Origin of the sequence: Bacillus sp. FSL E2-8900, from assembly GCF_037966225.1 — a bacterium.
GTDB lineage: Bacteria > Bacillota > Bacilli > Bacillales > Bacillaceae_G > Bacillus_A > Bacillus_A cereus.
On sequence record NZ_CP150193.1, the window covers coordinates 1,604,029 to 1,623,254 of the forward strand.

Below are 19,226 nucleotides of genomic sequence, written 5' to 3' on the forward strand. Positions count from 1 at the left end.
TAATTTTAGTTGTTATCTAAGGTATTAAAAATATATCACTAAATTCTTTACAGAAGGCAATGCCTTAGTAATATGGTTAGGTCTAATATTAAACAGTAGCAAGTAATGAAAAAGAGGCGATGGATACAATTAAACTAACTGACGTTGTAACCGGTAATATTGTAAAATTCTATTGGTTGTAGCTTTAAAAGGAAAAGAGTTAGCTACAGCAGAAGTGGTGAAAGATATGACAATTATATGGGAACTTATTAGTGGTAGCGGATGGAACAGTATATATTAATATCTAAAATAAAAATTAATAAGAAAGTCTATATTCAGTAAAGAAGTATGGTCAGCAAGTAACAACGACACAGTTTAAAAAAGGACATATAGAAGTGATATTCTTTGGATAATAAATATAGTAACTGGTGACGTATATGTAATTGTAACAAAGCTGAAAAAATGAAAGTAAACGTGTAAGAAAAAATTATATTTGCTGAATGAGGGTGAGATTATATTTTTGTTATAAAGATAGAGATAGAAAAAAGTGTATTATAGCTAAATAAATATATATAGTAGCGATATTTTTCTAATTTCTGAATAAAAGATGGTTTGACTTCAAATTTTTAAAATGTATTTTTCTGTTAATTATATTCTCGACACATCGATAATTGGGTGTTTAAAATCGCATTTTCGAATATTTTTATATAAATATTAAATCATTTTTAAAAAAAGCGTTAAAAAAATAGTAAAATGGTAATATAATGATTAAAGGTTATACATTTAGTATAAATAAAGGAGAAAAATTATAATGAAGCCTTTTCTATCAGCTTGTTTAATTGTAAAAAATGAAGAAGAAATGTTAAGGAAATGTTTAGAGTCTCTGAGAATGGTAGTAGAGGAGATTATTGTTGTTGATACAGGATCAACAGATTCAACAAAAGAAATTGCAAAACAATTTACAGATAAAGTATATGATTTTGAGTGGACGAATGATTTTTCTGAGGCACGTAATTTTGCGGCATCTAAAGCAAATGGGGAATGGATTGTTGCAATTGATGCTGATGAGTGTGTCGACCCTGATAATTTCAAAGAAGCTATAAATGAAATAAAATCCCACCAAAATAAATTTAATATGTATTTAGTGGAAATTACTAGTTTTTCAGGGACGTTAGGAGAAAATACAACTGTTAATCAAATGCCAAGAATATATATAAATGATGGCACGATTTGTTATAAGCGTGCTATTCATGAACAATTGGAAGCTGCAGAAGGAGAGCTAAGAGTATCTTTATCATCTCTTAAAGTCTATCATTATGGATATTTATTAAATGTAGTGGTAAAACAAAATAAAGAAAATCGTAATATACAAATTATAGAAAAAGAAATGAATAAAGAGGATAATATAGCTTTCTCTTATTTTAATTACGGACAAGAGCTTCGAAGGTTAAACAAGCAAGAAGAAGCCCTAAATCATTTTATTAAAGCGTATACATGTAAAAAAAGTGTTGATGAAGGTTGGGTGCGTACATGTTTATTTTATATTATAGAATGTTTAGTTATGCTAAAACGTTTTGAAGAAGCGTTAGAAATTGTAGGTGATACAGAGGAGTTGTGGCCCTTGGCTCCAGATTTTACATTTTGGAAAGGAGAAATTTATTTTTTACAAAAACGTTACGATGATGCAAAAGAGATTTATCAAAATATTCTAGTAAACAACGAAATATATACAGATATAATCTATCATTTTGATCGAAAAACATTTTTACCACACGAACGACTTGGACAAATTTATGAAATTGAAAATAATGAAGGAGAAGCAATTAATCACTATATACAGGCATTAAATGAAAACTCTTTATCAGTTAGAATTGCTACAAAAATTGTACATATGCTATGTAAATACTATAGACCACAAGAAGTGTATGAATTTATTAATAATCAAAATTTAATTAAGACGAATATAATACGTATAGAAATTATGAAATGTTTATTGCATTTAGGGTATGTAGAGTTGGCGACTCTATTGGCAGATGATATGGAAGATGGAAAAGGGAATTTAATAAATATAATACAGATAAAAGTAGATATGATTACTACTATGAAGGATGCAATTATTATTTTTGAAACAGAAGATTTATTACTGGGAATTCAAAATGGAGTGTTTGATCTAGCTGATTTATGTATTTTGTATGAAATTACAAAAGATAAACGTATAAAAGATGTTATGAGGCATTCGAATTTTTCTCACGTATTTGAGTTTTTATTTGAAGAACCCAAAGCGATTCAAGAAATAAAAGAAGAAGAGTATCTAGTATTGTTGGATAGAGCTTGTCGCTATAATAAACCAGATTTCGTAGAGAAATTGATTTCATATAAACATTTTCTTAAGAAAAATAGTGATGCGAAAATTGCAGACGTATTTTATACAAATGAATACGAGGATATCGCAATTGATTTTTATCAATTAGCGGATGAGAAAGATATAACAGAGCAAGGCTATGTAAATATAATTGAATGGTTAATTAAAAATAATAATACTGAAGAGGCGTATCGTATTGCAGTAGAAGCAGTTGATAAATATAGTAAGGATTTCCGCTTTTATAAATATGCCATTGAGTTAATGGAGGAAGATAGAGAAGGAATTATGATGAAAGGACTTAAAATGTTTTCAAATAGTAACTGGTTGAGAAAGAATCTAATACTATCTATTTAAAACTATAATTGAGAGCAGCTGTAAAAAGAAATATAACATAAAAATAGGCTCTCTAATTATCATTGTCCTATCAGGTTGTATCCTTCTTTATTGGAAGGATTCAGGGGGAACAGTAGAGCTAAAATTTTATGAGTAAATAGTCTTTTTTATCTTTTCTTTGTATATTTAGAGAAAGAGGTTTGAAAATAAAAATGAAAAGAGTTCTTACTTATGGTACGTTTGATTTATTGCACATAGGTCATGTTAATTTATTAAAAAGAGCGAAAGAGTTAGGAGACCATTTGATAGTCGGATTATCTACAGATGAATTTAATAAGATAAAAAATAAAAATTCATGCTATAAATACAAAAGTCGAAAAGAAATTTTACAAGCAATTAGATATGTAGATCAGATTATACCTGAAGAAAGTTGGGAACAAAAAGTTCAGGATGTATTAAAATATGATATTGATATTTTTGTTATAGGAGAAGATTGGAAAGGAAGTTTTGATTATTTGAAAAGCCACTGTCAAGTTATATATCTACCTAGAACACCAGGGATATCAACTACCCAAATAAAAAATAATATGGTTACATAGCAAAAAAATGAAAGTTATATTTTGCTACAAGGAGAAAAATTATGAAGAAAAGAATACTTATTGGAAGTCCAATAAATCAAAAGGAAAACATATTAAAAGAGTTTTTAATGTCATTACAAGAATTAGAAACTGATGAATTAGAAGTTAGTTATTACTTCATAGATGATAATGAGGAATCTAATTCTAGTGCATTACTTGAAAAGTTTGCACTAGAAAAAGAAAATGTTTTGGTGCTTGAAGAGAAAAATTTACAAACATATCAACGTGATGAAAATAGTCACTATTGGAATGAAGATTTAATATGGAAAGTAGCAAAATACAAAAATAAAATAATAGATAAGATGTTAGAAGAAGAGTATGATTACTTATTTTTCGTTGATTCGGATTTAGTTTTACATCCCAAGACTTTACAACATTTAGTTCAATTAAATAAAGATATTGTGGCAGAAATATTTTGGACAAAATGGGAGAAAAATAATGTGGAGTTGCCCCAAGTATGGCTCTATGATCATTATACATTGTATGAACATCATAGAGAAGAAGTGTTAGAAGAAAAAGAAATCCAAAGGCGTACACTTGAATTTTTAAATATGTTAAAAAAGCCAGGGGTATATGAAGTTGGAGGATTGGGAGCTTGTACACTATTTAGTAGGTCAGCCCTTGAAAAAGGGGTTAATTTTTCAAAAATCAAAAATGTAACTATGTGGGGAGAAGACCGACATCTATCTATTAGAGCAGCTGCGTTAGGAATTAGATTATTTGTAGACAGTCATTTCCCTGCATACCATATTTATCGGGATTCAGAATTAAAAGGTGTAAAAAATTATAAACAGCAATACCGCAAACAAATGGAGACGAAAGTAAAAGATTATATTTTGGATACTGTGATAACGGTGATGGAAATGTATTTGGATATAGGGATATCGCCATTTGAAGAAGAGAATCGAAATACTTCGGTTTCAAAAATGTTTTTATCATTGTTAAAAAATCAAAATGAATTACAGCTAGTTACAAAAAAAAGTGGGAATTTTAATGTATGTTATCCACAAGTAATTGCAATGGAACATAATCAGAATAAAGCTACTGTTAAATTAGAATTAATAAAATCTATTCATATAGGTAACGATGCTAGTGAAAATTTAATATGTTATGTAGATTTAATTAAGGAGGATAATGAATGGATTGTAAATGAATTACATCTAGAACCTCAAAAAAAGGAATATAGTTCATCTGGCGCTGTAAAGAAGAAAAAAATAACATTAGTATATACATCAAATAGTGGTTCAAACACAATCGCATTATATAAGAATATCCCATCGAAAGTAAAAGATAAACATACAATAGAGTTAATCCGGCAAGAAATGACTGATGAATACATTCAGAAGATAGTTTCAAGTGATGTGGTTGTTATAACAGAAGGGAATTATTTCCTAAATAAAAAAATGTTTAATCCCCAACAAATAATTATTGATTTATGGCATGGTTTTCCTATGAAAGCGATGGGATTTGTTGATAACAGTGAGGTAAATAAGAATAGGTTTTCTAAAATATGGGATCAAGTGAATTATACGACATCTTACTCAAATCTTTATAATAAAGTAATGAATCAATGTATTAAAATTGATCCTAATAAATACGTTGTTACAGGACAGCCTCGTAATGATTTATTGTTTAAAAAAGAAAGTAGAGAAAATTTATTTCAAGTGTTAGATAAACCAGATCAAGGCAAAAATGTTATTTTTTATATGCCTACATATCGTTCCACTTCTAATCATAGGAAAGATGGAAACAGAAGCTGGGAAAACCTATTTGATTTTGAAACATTCAATATTAGCGAGTTTAAGAAATTTTTACAAGAAAAAAATTGTGAGATCATTGTAAAGTTACATCCAGCAGAAGAGTATAAAGTACGTCAAATTATTGAGAATATATCTGGAGTACATTTATTAACTGATAGTATGCTAGCGTCTAAGGGTGTAGATTTATATGAAGTACTGGGGGCCACTGATTTATTAATTACAGATTATTCGTCAGTATATTTTGATTACCTACTATTAGATAAGCCGATTATATTCACACCAGTTGATTATAAAGAATATGAAGAAAATCGTGGCTTTTTATTGAGTCCATATGAAGAATGGACGCCTGGGCCAAAGGCAATAACTCAAAAATCACTACAAATGAAAATAGAGGAGGAGCTGAAAAATAAAAATCAGTACCAAAAAATGCGTCGGAATATTAAGGGAAGGGTACATCAATATCAGGATGCAAAATCTATTCAAAGGGTTTGGGATTTAATAGAAAGGGTATTATAATAGTGGTATATTTATAACCATTAGCAGTCATAAGGAAACTGCCTTTTTTATATAATGAATTTAAAGAAAGATTACGTTGTTTGACTATAGAGCGAAGCTTTATAGATGTTAAAGAAATGCGGGCTTATCTCACCGCATCCCGTCAAAAAATCAAAAATAGCTCTCCACTTAACCAAAATGAACTGCACCCCAATTGTTAGACACAGTCTAACAATTGGAGGTGCAGTTTTTCTATGGCTAAATTTACAGCTGATGAAAAAATACAAATCGTTCTACGTTATTTGAACGGAAATGAAAGTTATCGAGAAATGGGTAGATCGCTCGGTGTAAGTGACACAAGCATTTTGAATTGGGTAAACCAATATAAACAGAATGGTCTGGAAGCTTTTCTAAAACGATGTACAAATTATACAAAACAATTTAAACTAGACGTACTAAACTTTATGATTGAAAAGGGTATGTCCTTATTTGAGACGGCAGCTATCTTTAATATTCCTGCCCCTTCAACGATTTCTGTTTGGAAAAAACAGCTCGAAACACAAGGAATTGATGCCCTTCGATCTAAGAAAAAGGGGCGTCCATCCATGAAAAAAGATTCAAATAAACAATTAAAACAACCTTTAGCTGAAGGGTCAGTCGAAGCACTTGAAGCACGCATTAAACAGCTTGAGATGGAAAATGAGTACTTAAAAAAGTTAAATGCCTTAGTTCAAAACAAGGAAAAATCACAAAACAAGACAAAGCGCAAGTAGTCTATGAATTAAGGCATAAATATTCGGTGAAGGCACTTGTGGAGCTAGCTACTATTCCTCGAAGCACGTATTATGATTTAGTAAAGAAAATGCGTCGTCCAGATGTAGATGCCGATTTGAAAGCCGAGATTAAAGCGATTTATGAGGAAAATGAAGGTCGTTATGGTTACCGTCGCATTCGTGATGAATTAACGAATCGTGGTCAGAAAGTGAATCACAAGAAGGTTCAACGCATTATGAAAGAGCTTGGATTAAAGTGTGTTGTGCGTATGAAGAAATATAAATCCTATAAAGGAAAAGTTGGTAGAATTGCACCAAATATTTTAGAGCGTAATTTCTACACAGATGCCCCGAATCAAAAATGGGTAACGGACATCACAGAGTTTAAATTGTTTGGAGAGAAACTGTATGTATTACCTGTATTAGATTTGTATAATGGTGAAATTATTACCTATACAATTGGTTCTAGACCGACGTATTCGCTTGTTTCAGACATGTTAGAGAAAGCATTGGAACGTTTACCTGAAACCCATCAGCTACTGATGCATTCGGATCAAGGATGGCATTATCAAATGAGACAGTACGTCCGGACACTTGAATCAAGAGCTATCGTCCAGATTATGTCTCGAAAAGGCAACTGTTACGACAACGCAGTAATAGAAAATTTCTTTGGGATTATGAAGTCGGAGTTCCTCTACATAAAAGAATTTGAAAATGTAGAGCACTTTAAAATAGAATTAGAAAAATATATAGATTATTATAATACGAAACGGATTAAGGCAAAATTAAAAATGAGCCCGGTACAATACCGGACTCATTTGGATCAAGCTGCCTAATGAAATAACCGTGTCTAACTTTTAGGGGTCACTTCAAAAAGGGCTAGTGGAGGGCTATTTTTCTAAATTCTATTATTTTATATTGTTTTTTCATTAAAATCAAAAAAAGATTCCAGAGCGTTAGGAAGCCCTTTAGGGTTCCTAACGCTCTGAATAAAAAATAAAATTTAAATATATAGATATCTTATAAAAAATAATAGATTGTGTCAAAAGAAGAAATAATTTGTTTAGAGTAGGTGGTGTGTGTTAGGGATAACGAAAAGTTATTCCTGTAAATATTATTGTTAGAGTCTGAACAATTTTCCGAGGATTCAAAAGTAGTTAGAGTTATCACGTGGCAAAGTTCGATTGAAAAATATAAGTTTTAAAAAAGTAAAGTTAGTAAATGTTTCAATCTTTTAAAGAAGAAATTTAACATGATAGAATTTATCTATATTAATTAGTGTATATATATTAAAAGGTAGCTTATATTATTCTATAGCTTTCATGAGTATACGCTAGTAAAAACATCAAAATCTATCACATATAGGAACAGGTAAGGCTCTAGTTTTAGGTATTTGCTTAGGAAAAAATAAACGGTTGGAAGTCCGGAACTACCATTTTGAATTATAATATTAGATCTTTTCTATACGTAAAATAACAAATTTATAGAGTCCACATGAATCAAAAAAATACCTATCTTGGAGGATAAATAATAGAGGATTTATAGTAGAGATTGTTATTTTCTTAAAGAAATTGTGTGGGATTTTTTTGTTCGATTTTTAAATATTTATTTTTAAAGAAAACGTCCTCAATTGAGGACGTTTTTTAGAGGTAAGTAAATTATTGTAATAATTTACTTACCATTTGTGGAGTTTGGTTTGCTTGAGAAAGCATACTAATACCAGCTTCATTTAAAATTTTGAATTTAGTCATTTCAGACATTTCTTTCGCCATATCTGCATCTTCAATTTGAGAAGCTGAAGATGCCATGTTAGTTGCTTGGTTATTTAAGTTTTCAACGTTACGATCTAAACGATTTAAGGTAGCACCAAGAGTTGCTCGATTACCAGCTACTTGAGTAAGTGCTGCATCAATAGCCGAAATAGCTGCTAAAGCAGAAGATGAAGAGTCAATAGCTATACCTTTAGTTCCGGCAGCAACTCCTAAGTTTGATGCTGTAGTATTAGATAAATTAATAGAAATCTGTTTGCTAGAAGCTGCAGTATCAAGAGTTTCAATTTTAATTTCTGTACCTTTTGCACCTTTTGTACCGATTGTAATAGATGCTGTTCCAGCTAATAAGTTTTTGTCATTAAATTCTGTGTTATTAGCAATGTAGTCAATTTGTTCTTGTAATTCTGCAAATTCTTTTTGTAAAGAAGATTGGTTTTTATCAGTGTTTGTTCCGTTTGAAGATTGAACGGCAATGTCACGCATACGAGTTAAAATGTTTGATACAGAATTCATTGCAGATTCTGCAGTACGGATTAATGACATTCCGTCTTGTGTGTTTTGTGAAGCCTTTTCTAAACCGCTTTGACGAGCACGCATACGAGTTGCGATAGCAAGCCCAGCAGCATCATCAGCTGCACTATTAATGCGTTTACCGCTTGATAAACGGTTCATAGAAACGTTCATTTTGTCTTGGTTTTGGCGCATGTACTCTTGCGTACGCATGCTGTTAATGTTTGTATTAATTCTCATGTTAAGAAACCCCCATTTTTTTATATTGACTTTTCTGCAAATTGAAAAACGGTAATATGCGAAAAAATCAATTTCGAGATTTATTGTAATCCTTGTTATAGCGGGTGTCAACTAAAAATTCGAATTAATAAATATAAAAAAATAACAGTTTAACAATATATTCATTTTTTTATTACATAATTATTAAAAGGATTATTGCAAACTTTAAAAAAAAACTCTAATATTAGATTATCTTTGTTTACCGAAAAGGTGATATTATGATAGTTGGAAATATAGTAAAAGAAGTGCTTGCATATAAGAAAGGACAAATTCAGCAAAAGCTAAGTAGTCCACAAGCATTCGTTAGTAGTCGTTTTCAAGAGAAGTTGCAGAGTGAGCCTGCGAAGGAGACGAAAGAAACTACGCAGCCGGCAAAAGTAGAAGATATGAGTCAGCCGGTACAATCTACGAAAATAGAAGCGGTTGTTAATAAGCAGGTAGAAACTATTAATAAAGTAGAGGAAGCGAGTAAGTCTGAAGAAAAGGCTGAAACGAAGAAAGCAGATGAAGTGCAAGTTGTGCAAAAAGAGTTTGAACGACGTTTCCCAGAAACGAAAAATGAGGCTGTTGATACGTGGGGATTAACGAAGAAGTATAATATTCAAAAAATACGTTCTTTCAATGAAGGGAAGTATGAGGATATTATTGATCGAGTAAGTCGTACATATGGAATTCCGAAAACGTTAATTCAAAAAATGATTGAAGTAGAGTCTAATTTTAATCCGAAAACGGTATCACATGCAGGTGCGATGGGTCTTATGCAGCTTATGCCAGCGAATGTGAAGGAAATGGGTGTGAAGAATCCATTTTCACCAGCTGAAAGTATTGAAGGTGGCGTGAAAGAGTTAAGCGGTTATTTAAAGAAAAATAACGGCGACTTAGTATTGGCGCTTGCTTCTTATAATGCTGGTCCTGGTAATGTGAGAAAGTACGGAGGCGTACCGCCATTTAAAGAAACGCAAGGATATATTAAAAAAATATTAAATATCGACGTTTCAAAATAAGAAGTTTCATATATAGAGAGAACATGAAATTTTCGTGAACATGATATGGGAGTTGGCTAGATTTGAAATTACAAGATGATATTCCGTTAACAATTTATTTTGAAATCGGAAATACGAAAAAGAAAATTGAAGATCTGCTTCATATTACGAAAGGTACATTGTATCGTCTTGAAAATTCAACGAAAAATACGGTGCGTCTTATGCTTGAGAATGAAGAGATTGGAACCGGAAAGATTTTGACGAAGAATGGAAAGATGTACGTTGAAATCGTTGAATTGAAAAGGTAGGGAAGGGGATTGTCATGAGTGGCGAAAAATTAAGCCAAGAGCAAATTGATGCCCTGCTGAAGGCGGTAAATGAAGGCGAGGAAATGCCAGCTTTCGCACAAGAAGCAGGAAAGCAAGAGAAATTTCAAGAGTATGATTTTAATAGACCAGAGAAGTTCGGTGTTGAGCATTTACGTAGTTTGCAAGCGATTGCTTCTACGTTTGGGAAACAGACGTCACAGACGTTATCAGCGCGTATGCGTATTCCAATTGAACTAGAGCCTTCAACGGTTGAGCAAGTTCCATTTACGAGTGAGTATGTGGAGAAAATGCCGAAAGATTATTATTTATATTGCGTAATTGACCTCGGTTTACCAGAGCTTGGAGAAATTGTTATTGAGATTGATTTAGCATTCGTTATTTATATTCATGAATGTTGGCTTGGCGGAGATAGTAAACGTAACTTTACGATGCGTAGACCGTTAACAGCGTTTGAGTTTTTAACGCTTGATAATATATTCTTGCTTCTTTGTAAAAATTTAGAGCAATCATTTGAAAGTGTTGTTGCGATTGAACCGAAATTTGTAACGACAGAAACAGATCCGAATGCACTAAAGATTACGACAGCGAGCGATATTATTTCATTACTTAACGTAAATATGAAAACAGATTTTTGGAATACGACGGTGCGTATCGGAATTCCATTCTTATCTGTTGAAGAAATTATGGATAAGTTAACGTCTGAAAATATTGTCGAACATTCTTCAGATAAACGTAAAAAGTATACGTCTGAAGTGGAAGTGAAAGTAAATCAAGTGTACAAACCTGTTCACGTTGCAATTGGTGAGCAGAAAATGACAATGAGTGAGATTGAACAAATTGAAGAAGGCGATATTATTCCGCTTCATACGAAAGTTTCGGATGAATTACTTGGTTATGTAGATGGAAAGCATAAATTTAATTGTTTTATTGGAAAAGATGGAACGCGTAAGGCGCTCCTATTTAAAAGTTTTGTAGAGTAGGAGGATCCATATGAAGCATGAAGTATCTCCCGTGTCATTAATGGGATTAGAAGATTTTGCAGGAAAGCGAAATGAAGCAGGTAAAGCACATATTGATACTGTTTCAGATATTTCGATTGAACTTGGTGTAAAGCTTGGAAAGTCATCTATTACACTTGGTGATGTGAAGCAGTTAAAAGTTGGCGATGTTCTGGAAGTAGAGAAAAACTTAGGACATAAAGTAGATGTGTATTTAAGTAATATGAAAGTCGGCATCGGTGAAGCAATCGTAATGGACGAGAAATTCGGTATTATCATTTCTGAAATTGAAGCTGATAAGAAACAAGCGGCGCTTATGAAAGCGCAAAGTCAAATGCAAGATAAAGAGTAGAGGAGGAGTCATATGTCGTATATGACGACCTTATTTCAAGTCGTTTTACTGTTTGGTGCGCTCGGTTACGGTGCATATTATATGACGAAAAAGACGCGCAAACAGCAGTTTTTTAAGCAGGGTGAAAATGGCCATATTCAAGTAAAAGACGGCGTGTATTTAAATCATCAAACGAGTGCCTTTTTATTTGAAGTGGACGGAAAGCAAGTGTTCACTGTTATTAGTAATAACGGTGTACAGTCTGTGCAATTAACCGGAACAGGAAATCAGTTTCAACAAGCACTAGAAGACGCGGTGAAGAGTGAAACGAAAAAAGTAGAGGATCCATCATGAGAATAAAGAAACAGTTATCATTATTAGCCGTTATTTTCGTATTTTCTATCGTTTTTTTAATTATTTTTGTAAATCCAGCGTATGCAGCCCCGAACGGTTTTATTAATTTCGAAAATGGAAAAGAATTTACGAGTAATTCAAGTGTACAACTATTTGCGCTCGTTACCCTTTTATCATTATCTTCTTCTATCGTTCTATTATTTACACATTTTACTTATTTTATGATCGTTCTAGGGATTACACGTCAAGGACTTGGGGTAATGAGTTTACCTCCAAACCAAGTACTTGTTGGACTTGCATTATTTTTATCACTCTTTACGATGCAGCCTGTACTCGGGCAACTGAAGAGCGATGTATGGGATCCAATGACGAAAGAGAAAATAACAGTAAGCCAAGCTGCGGAAACAACAGCTCCAATTATGAAAGATTATATGGCGAAGCATACGTATAAGCATGATTTAAAAATGATGTTGAAAGTACGCGGAGAAGAGCTGCCGAAGGATTTAAAGGATCTTTCATTATTTACACTTGTACCATCTTTTACGTTAACGCAAATTCAAAAGGGACTGTTAACAGGGATGTTCATTTACTTAGCGTTCGTGTTTATAGATTTAATTATTAGTACACTTTTAATGTACCTAGGGATGATGATGGTACCGCCGATGATTTTAAGTTTACCGTTTAAAATACTCGTTTTCGTATATTTAGGTGGATATACAAAAATCGTCGATATAATGTTTAAAACTGTAGGTTAAGTATGTTGTTTATAATTTAAGGTTTATGTGAAACTAAAGTAGAAACGTATATTTATAATTAGACGTATCATGCGATTATGCATATGTACGATAGGAGTCAAAAGTTAATGAACATAACACCTATTACAGAAATTTTTCAAACTTTTTTTTATAAAGGATTTGAAATTGTACTACCTGTAGCGGGCGTCAGCCTAATTGTTGTTATTATTTCAGTTTTAATGGCAATGATGCAAATTCAAGAACAAACTTTAACGTTTTTGCCAAAGATGGCAACAATTATTTTAGTCATTATTATTGTAGGTCCATGGATGTTTCAGGAAATAATAACTTTGATTTTAGATTTATATGACAAGATTCCAACGTTATTGCGTTCTTATTGAAAAAAGGTGATATAAGATGAATATGGAATTATGGTTAAACACTTTTTTTGCTTTTTGTCGTATTACCTCTTTTTTGTTTTTTTTACCGTTTTTTTCAGGGAAATCAGTTCCAGCAATGGCGAAAGTTACATTTGGATTAGGATTATCAATTACAGTAGCAGATAAAATTGATCTTCCTTTGATGACAACAAATGGAGAGGTTGTTGCGTATGCAGCAACCCAGCTAGTAATTGGTTTATCCTTAGCAAAGATTATTGAAATGTTACTAAATATACCGAAAATGGCTGGGCACATAATAGATTTTGATATCGGATTTTCACAATCTAGTTTATTTGACGTAAATAGTGGTACACAATCGACGCTTATTGCGACGATTTTTGACATGTTTTTTGTTATTATATTTGTTTCTCTTGGTGGTATTAATTATTTCGTTGCAACAATCTTGAAATCTTTCGAATATACAGAGGCAATTTCAAAGTTGTTAACAACGAATTTTCTCGATAGCCTTTTAGCAACATTGTTATTTGCGATAACATCTGCTGTTGAGATTGCATTACCAATTATGGGAACTCTATTTATTATTAATTTTGTTTTAATTTTAATTGCGAAGAATGCCCAACAACTTAATGTATTTATGAATGCATTTTTAATTAAAATTACATGCGGTATTTTGTTTATTGCGATGAGTGTACCAATGCTCGGTTATGTGTTTAAAAATATGACGGATGTATTACTTGAAGAATATACGAAACTATTTAACTTTTTCTTAACGAAGTAGGGGGACGCGCATGGCAAAGGATAATAAAACAGAAAAGGCCACCCCGCAGAAGCGTAAAAAATCGCGTGAAGAAGGGAATATTGCCCGGAGTAAAGATTTAAATAATTTATTTTCCATTCTCGTATTAGCAGTTGTCGTTTATTTCTTCGGAGATTGGCTAGGGTTTGAGATTGCGAATTCCGTAGCGGTACTGTTTAATCAAATTGGAAAAAATACAGATTCAACCGAGTATTTTTATTTAATGGGGATTTTACTACTGAAAGTATCGGCTCCAATATTAATACTCGTATATGCTTTTCATTTATTCAATTATATGATTCAAGTCGGCTTCCTATTTTCTTCTAAAGTCATTAAACCGAAAGCGTCACGTATTAATCCGAAAAACTATTTTACGAGATTGTTTAGTCGTAAAAGTTTAGTAGATATTTTGAAATCACTGTTTTATATGGGATTAATCGGTTACGTTTCGTACGTTCTCTTTAAAAAGAATTTAGAGAAGATTGTTAGTATGATTGGATTTAACTGGACTGCATCACTTACTGAAATTATTAGGGAAATTAAATTTATTTTCTTAGCAATTTTAATTATTTTAATCGTTCTTTCTATTATTGATTTTATTTATCAAAAATGGGAGTACGAACAAGATATTAAGATGAAAAAAGAAGAAGTGAAACAAGAGCATAAAGATAATGAAGGGGACCCGCAAGTAAAAGGGAAACGAAAAAACTTTATGCATGCAATCTTGCAAGGAACAATTGCGAAGAAGATGGATGGCGCAACGTTTATTGTAAACAACCCGACTCATATTTCGGTCGTACTTCGTTACAATAAACACGTTGATGCAGCACCAATTGTCGTTGCAAAAGGGGAAGATGAGCTCGCATTATATATACGAACGCTTGCCCGTGAACAAGAAATACCAATGGTGGAAAACCGTCCACTTGCTCGTTCTTTATATTATCAAGTCGAGGAAGATGAGACGATTCCAGAAGATTTATACGTAGCTGTAATTGAAGTTATGCGCTATTTAATTCAGACGAACGAACTTGAAGTATAATAGCGCGTTTGGAGGAGATCTCTTTGTTTAAGATAGATTCTGCAAGAACCTATTTTTCTATCTTTTTAGCAGCGTCATTCGTAGTGGCGCTCTTAATTCCACTTCCACCATTTATACTTGATATCATTATCGTTTTTCTACTAAGTATGTCAGTACTTATTTATATGCGAGCGACAAGTATTAACGAGTGGGATGAATTAAAGTCATTTCCGACGATGTTGTTATTAATCGGGATTTTCCGCGTATCGATTAACGTTTCGACGACGCGAGCGATTTTGACAGACGGAAATGCCGGTCATGTTATTGAAGAGTTCGGCCAGTTCGTAATTGGCGGAAACTTATTAATTGGTATCGTTATTTTTACAGTATTAATCATATTCCAGTTTATCGTTGCAAACGGTGCATCGCGTACAGCTGAAGTAGCAGCTCGTTTTACACTTGATTCTTTACCAGGGAAACAAATGTCTATCGATGCTGATTTAAACCAGCGTATTATTTCAGAAAAAGATGCACAAGCAAAACGAAAAAAATTAAATATGGAAACAGAGTTTTACGGAGCGATGGATGGTGCCGGGAAGTTCATTAAAGGGGACGTTATTTTCGGGATTGTCATTTTATTCGTAAACATTATTTTCGGTTTAATTGTCGGAATGATGCAGCAAGGAATGAGCTTTGCAGATGCGGCTCTTCATTATACACAGTTAACTGTCGGTGACGGAATCGTAAACCAAATCGGTTCGTTAATGCTTGCGATTTCAACAGGTATTATCGTAACGCGTGTATTTGATGGTTCACCGGATACGGTAACGGAAGGAATCTTTAAAGAGTTATTAGCACATGAAGTTGTTGTATATGCGCTCGGTGGTTTGTTTATCGCAATGGGTATTTTTACTCCGCTACCGTTTCTACCATTCGCACTCGTTGGCGGAACGATTATCTTCTTGGGCATTCGTAATAAAAATCGAATAAAGAAAGAAAAAGAAGACGAGCTTCAAAAAGAAATAGAAATGATTCAAGGCGAAGATGAGCAACTGCAACAAGTGGAAGATTCATTTGGAGTATTTACGGATAAATATCCAATTATAGTAGAACTCGGTTTAGATTTAGCAGCACTTGTAAAGCAGAAAATTAACGGGGAAACAGCGCGTGATAAAGTTGTTCTTATGAGGAAGTCAATTATTACTGACCTTGGTATTAACGTTCCTGGAATTAACTTTAAAGATAATACGAGTTTTAGACCACGCGGACGTTACATTATTCGAATTAAAGGTGCGAAGGCGGCTGAGGGTGTTTTAAAATCAGGTTATTTATTAGCATTGAAAACGCCAAACGTAATGGCTGATTTAGATGCAGAGCCAGCGAAAGATCCAATTTTCGGTGAAGATGGATATTGGATTTTAGAGCATATGGTGCAAGATGCACAAATGAAAGGCTATCAAGTGTTAGAGCCACTTAGCATATTAATTACACATTTAGATGTTGTCGTTAGACGTAATCTTCACGAATTAATTCAGCGCCAACATGTAAAAGACTTAATTAATTCGCTTGAAAATGATAATGGCGTTCTATTAGAAGAGATTAAGAAGAAAGAAATTGATTTATCACTCGTTCAAAATGTTATTAAACAACTTCTAAAAGAAGGTATTTCTATTCGTGATTTACCAACAATTATTGAAGGTATTATTGACGGCAAAGAAATTTATCAAAACCACGTTGACGGTGTGACATCATTTGTTCGTGAATGTATTTCAAAAGTTATTTGTGAAAATGCGAAAAATCCAGACGGAAAAATATATGCAGCGCTCTTCTCTGATTCAATCGAGTTAGATGCGGATGTTGTGAATAATTCATATCAAGGTTACTTATTAAACTGGGATTTAGATTTAGAAACACGTGTCGTTGAGCAAGTGCAGCGCGTCTTTAAACAAGCACGTTTAATGGGAAGAGAACCAGTGTTATTAACACGTAGAAAAGATTTTAGATTTGCGATTGTAAGACTGCTAGAACGTTATCAAGTGGAAGCACAAGTACTTTGTATTAGCGAATTAGCACCAGAAATTGTTGTGGATCAAATTGCCTATATTGAATAGTAGGGGGTGAAGTAATGGAAAGTACAGAAAAGAAAGAAGCGTTAATGCGAATAAAAGCAGCTTCGAAAAATGAATTGTATCGAAAGTTATTTGACCAATATGGTACAGATTATTATTACGTTGTCGATGAAAGTGTAAAACGAAATATACCGTTTTTTTGGAAAAAGGATTATGAAATGTTAGTTGCTTTTCCAGAAGAAAAACAGGAAGAAGTGAATGAAGGTACAGCTCAATTTCATGAACAGTTAATGGATGTTGTGAATGATCCTTCAGAACAAATTGTGAAGGCGAATGGAATTCAATCAGTACTGCACAATTTAGAAAATGTAACGACTCCTATGTCATACGCGGCGATGCAAACAGGAAATAGTGAAGAATGGGCAAGAAAAAAAGAGAAACTATTAAAGCTGTTTGAAAAAGGAATTGTCGTGGTGAAACAGACGAAAGAAACGGAAGTAACGAAAAAGAAAAAAGTTGTGAAACAAGTCGTTCCACTAAAGAAAGAAGAAGTGGTTACAAAGAAAGAAAAAGTGGTTACAAAGAAAGAAAACCAAGAATCTGTACCGTTTATTATTCAAAAAGTAATTCGGATGCTAGAACAAAACGATGTGGAACAATATTTCATTCATGCATATGCTGAAAAGTTAAAAATAAAGTTTGAAAATGCAACGATGATTACGGAAGAAGAAGTTATCAGGTACATATTGGAAGATATGAAATCTCATTTCAATACGGAAAACGTCTTTGAAAAAGAAGTACAAACAATTGCATTAATCGGTCCAACTGGCGTTGGTAAAACGACGACACTGGCGAAAATGGCATGGCAATTTCACGGTAAGAACAAAACAGTTGGTTTTATAACGACAGATCATTCGCGCATAGGGACAGTGCAGCAATTGCAAGATAACGTAAAGACAATTGGATCGGAAGTAATTGCTGTACGTGATGAAGCTGCAATGACAAGAGCGCTTACGTATTTTAAAGAAGAAGCACGCGTCGATTATATTTTAATTGATACAGCAGGGAAAAATTATCGTACGTCAGAAACAGTGGAAGAAATGATTGAAACGATGGGACAAGTAGAACCAGATTATATTTGTTTAACGTTATCAGCTTCAATGAAAAGTAAAGATATGATTGAAATTATTACAAACTTTAAAGATATTCATATAGATGGTATTGTGTTTACGAAATTTGATGAAACAGCAAGTAGTGGCGAATTGTTGAAAATTCCAGCAGTATCATCAGCTCCTATTGTATTAATGACAGATGGCCAAGACATAAAGAAAAATATACATATCGCTACAGCTGAACATTTAGCAAAACAAATGTTACAAACATCGTAGAAAAGAGGTGAAGAATAAGGCGCTTGCCTTATTCAAACGAATATGAACGGTCTTTATATAGGTTCTATGGGCATGATGAATTACATGCAGCGCATTAATGTTCATTCGAATAACGTTGCAAATGCTCAAACGACAGGATTTAAAGCAGAAAATATGACGTCTAAAGTATTTGATGTACAAGACACATATCGCCGCGGAGATGGGGCGGTAACAAATATCGGTTCGGTCGATTACGCTGTAGTACCAGCTGCAACGCATGTGAATTTAGTACAAGGAAATATACAAATGACAAATAGCGCTACAGATTTCTTTTTAGATGACGGCGCGGCCGGCACAACATCATTTTTTGTTACTTCTAAAAATGATGAAACGTTTTTAACGAGAGATGGTAGTTTCACATTAAATAGTGATCGATATTTACAAACATCTTCAGGTGCTTATGTGATGGATGTTAATAATGAGCGTATTCGTATTCCAGAAAATGTTGAATTCTTCGTATCTAATAATGGAGAAATTTATAGAGAAGTTAACGATGGAACTTTGCAAAAACCAGATATTAAGAGAATAGTAATTGCACAGTTACAAACAAAAACAGTAGATGCAGAAACGAATGCACGTCTCGTGCAACGTGAAAACAAAAGCTTTACACTAGCAGAAGGAAACATTGCTAATTTACCGAACGGAACAGGAATAGTAAAAAATCATATGCTAGAAAATTCAAATGTAGATATGACGAAAGAGATGGCAGATCTTATGACAGATCAAAAGATGATTCAAGCATCACAGCGTGTTATGACGTCATTTGATAAAATTTATGAAAAAGAAGCGAATGAAATATTGAGATAGTGGACTCCTAATAAAGGAGTCTTTTATTAATTTTAAATTTCAGAATTATCAATTGACTTTATGGAGCTTCTTTTTTAT

At 32.9% G+C, this 19,226-nt stretch carries 17 protein-coding genes; 16 read left to right on the forward strand and 1 reads right to left on the reverse strand.

Going from position 1 to position 19,226, the window contains the following annotated elements; all coding sequences use genetic code 11:
* Positions 1-790: 790 nt before the first annotated feature.
* The 4 genes from NST90_RS08355 (at position 791) to NST90_RS08370 (ending at position 7,176) form a co-directional block, all read left to right on the forward strand.
* A complete protein-coding gene (locus tag NST90_RS08355) occupies positions 791-2,695 on the forward strand; it encodes a glycosyltransferase (protein WP_074619170.1) in 1,905 nt (634 codons plus the stop codon).
* Positions 2,696-2,886: 191 nt separating this feature from the next.
* Positions 2,887-3,273 (forward strand): glycerol-3-phosphate cytidylyltransferase, encoded by a 387-nt coding sequence (tagD, locus tag NST90_RS08360; protein WP_063264171.1) that lies wholly within the window; start codon positions 2,887-2,889, stop codon positions 3,271-3,273.
* Between the two features lie 41 nt (positions 3,274-3,314).
* Positions 3,315-5,588, forward strand: coding sequence for a CDP-glycerol glycerophosphotransferase family protein (locus tag NST90_RS08365; RefSeq protein WP_063264172.1), 2,274 nt, complete (start codon positions 3,315-3,317; stop codon positions 5,586-5,588).
* A 233-nt stretch (positions 5,589-5,821) separates the two neighbouring features.
* Positions 5,822-7,176, forward strand: a protein-coding gene (locus NST90_RS08370) for an IS3 family transposase (RefSeq protein WP_098861603.1) whose coding sequence is annotated in 2 segments (ribosomal slippage) — positions 5,822-6,275 and positions 6,275-7,176 — 1,356 coding nt in all. Because the reading frame shifts where the segments join, the coding sequence is not laid out codon by codon here.
* Positions 7,177-7,998: 822 nt separating this feature from the next.
* On the opposite strand, the gene NST90_RS08375 is transcribed toward NST90_RS08370, so the two are convergent.
* Positions 7,999-8,862 (reverse strand): flagellin, encoded by an 864-nt coding sequence (locus NST90_RS08375; RefSeq protein WP_061113441.1) that lies wholly within the window; start codon positions 8,860-8,862, stop codon positions 7,999-8,001.
* Between the two features lie 257 nt (positions 8,863-9,119).
* Between NST90_RS08375 and NST90_RS08380 the strand changes: the two genes are divergently transcribed.
* The 12 genes from NST90_RS08380 (at position 9,120) to NST90_RS08435 (ending at position 19,148) form a co-directional block, all read left to right on the forward strand.
* A complete protein-coding gene (locus tag NST90_RS08380) occupies positions 9,120-9,905 on the forward strand; it encodes a lytic transglycosylase domain-containing protein (protein WP_061113442.1) in 786 nt (261 codons plus the stop codon).
* 62 nt (positions 9,906-9,967) lie between these two features.
* Positions 9,968-10,192 (forward strand): flagellar motor switch protein FliN, encoded by a 225-nt coding sequence (locus NST90_RS08385; RefSeq protein WP_000775712.1) that lies wholly within the window; start codon positions 9,968-9,970, stop codon positions 10,190-10,192.
* Positions 10,193-10,206: 14 nt separating this feature from the next.
* The gene (fliM, locus tag NST90_RS08390; protein WP_000012360.1) at positions 10,207-11,193 is read left to right on the forward strand and encodes a flagellar motor switch protein FliM; all 987 of its coding nucleotides are present in this window, start codon (positions 10,207-10,209) and stop codon (positions 11,191-11,193) included.
* A 10-nt stretch (positions 11,194-11,203) separates the two neighbouring features.
* Positions 11,204-11,563, forward strand: coding sequence for a flagellar motor switch protein FliN (fliN, locus tag NST90_RS08395; RefSeq protein WP_000680010.1), 360 nt, complete (start codon positions 11,204-11,206; stop codon positions 11,561-11,563).
* A 12-nt stretch (positions 11,564-11,575) separates the two neighbouring features.
* Complete coding sequence (locus NST90_RS08400) at positions 11,576-11,896, forward strand: hypothetical protein (protein ID WP_000121176.1); 321 nt, start codon at positions 11,576-11,578, stop codon at positions 11,894-11,896.
* Positions 11,893-12,651, forward strand: a complete 759-nt coding sequence (locus tag NST90_RS08405) for a flagellar type III secretion system pore protein FliP (RefSeq protein WP_061113443.1) — start codon at positions 11,893-11,895, stop codon at positions 12,649-12,651. The genes NST90_RS08400 and NST90_RS08405 overlap by 4 nt, the downstream gene beginning before the upstream one ends.
* A 107-nt stretch (positions 12,652-12,758) precedes the next feature.
* Positions 12,759-13,031 carry a flagellar biosynthetic protein FliQ gene (locus NST90_RS08410; RefSeq protein ID WP_339201320.1) on the forward strand — a complete coding sequence of 91 codons (273 nt, stop codon included), beginning with the start codon at positions 12,759-12,761 and terminating at the stop codon, positions 13,029-13,031.
* 16 nt (positions 13,032-13,047) lie between these two features.
* Positions 13,048-13,809 (forward strand): flagellar biosynthetic protein FliR, encoded by a 762-nt coding sequence (locus NST90_RS08415; protein ID WP_061113444.1) that lies wholly within the window; start codon positions 13,048-13,050, stop codon positions 13,807-13,809.
* A 10-nt stretch (positions 13,810-13,819) separates the two neighbouring features.
* On the forward strand, positions 13,820-14,866 hold the full coding sequence (locus tag NST90_RS08420) for a flagellar type III secretion system protein FlhB (protein WP_061113445.1): 1,047 nt from the start codon (positions 13,820-13,822) through the stop codon (positions 14,864-14,866).
* Between the two features lie 23 nt (positions 14,867-14,889).
* The gene (gene flhA / locus NST90_RS08425; RefSeq protein WP_000472534.1) at positions 14,890-16,956 is read left to right on the forward strand and encodes a flagellar biosynthesis protein FlhA; all 2,067 of its coding nucleotides are present in this window, start codon (positions 14,890-14,892) and stop codon (positions 16,954-16,956) included.
* Between the two features lie 14 nt (positions 16,957-16,970).
* Positions 16,971-18,302 carry an ATP-binding cassette domain-containing protein gene (locus NST90_RS08430; RefSeq protein ID WP_098376191.1) on the forward strand — a complete coding sequence of 444 codons (1,332 nt, stop codon included), beginning with the start codon at positions 16,971-16,973 and terminating at the stop codon, positions 18,300-18,302.
* 42 nt (positions 18,303-18,344) lie between these two features.
* A complete protein-coding gene (locus NST90_RS08435) occupies positions 18,345-19,148 on the forward strand; it encodes a flagellar basal-body rod protein FlgG (RefSeq protein WP_001013939.1) in 804 nt (267 codons plus the stop codon).
* Positions 19,149-19,226 lie beyond the last annotated feature (78 nt).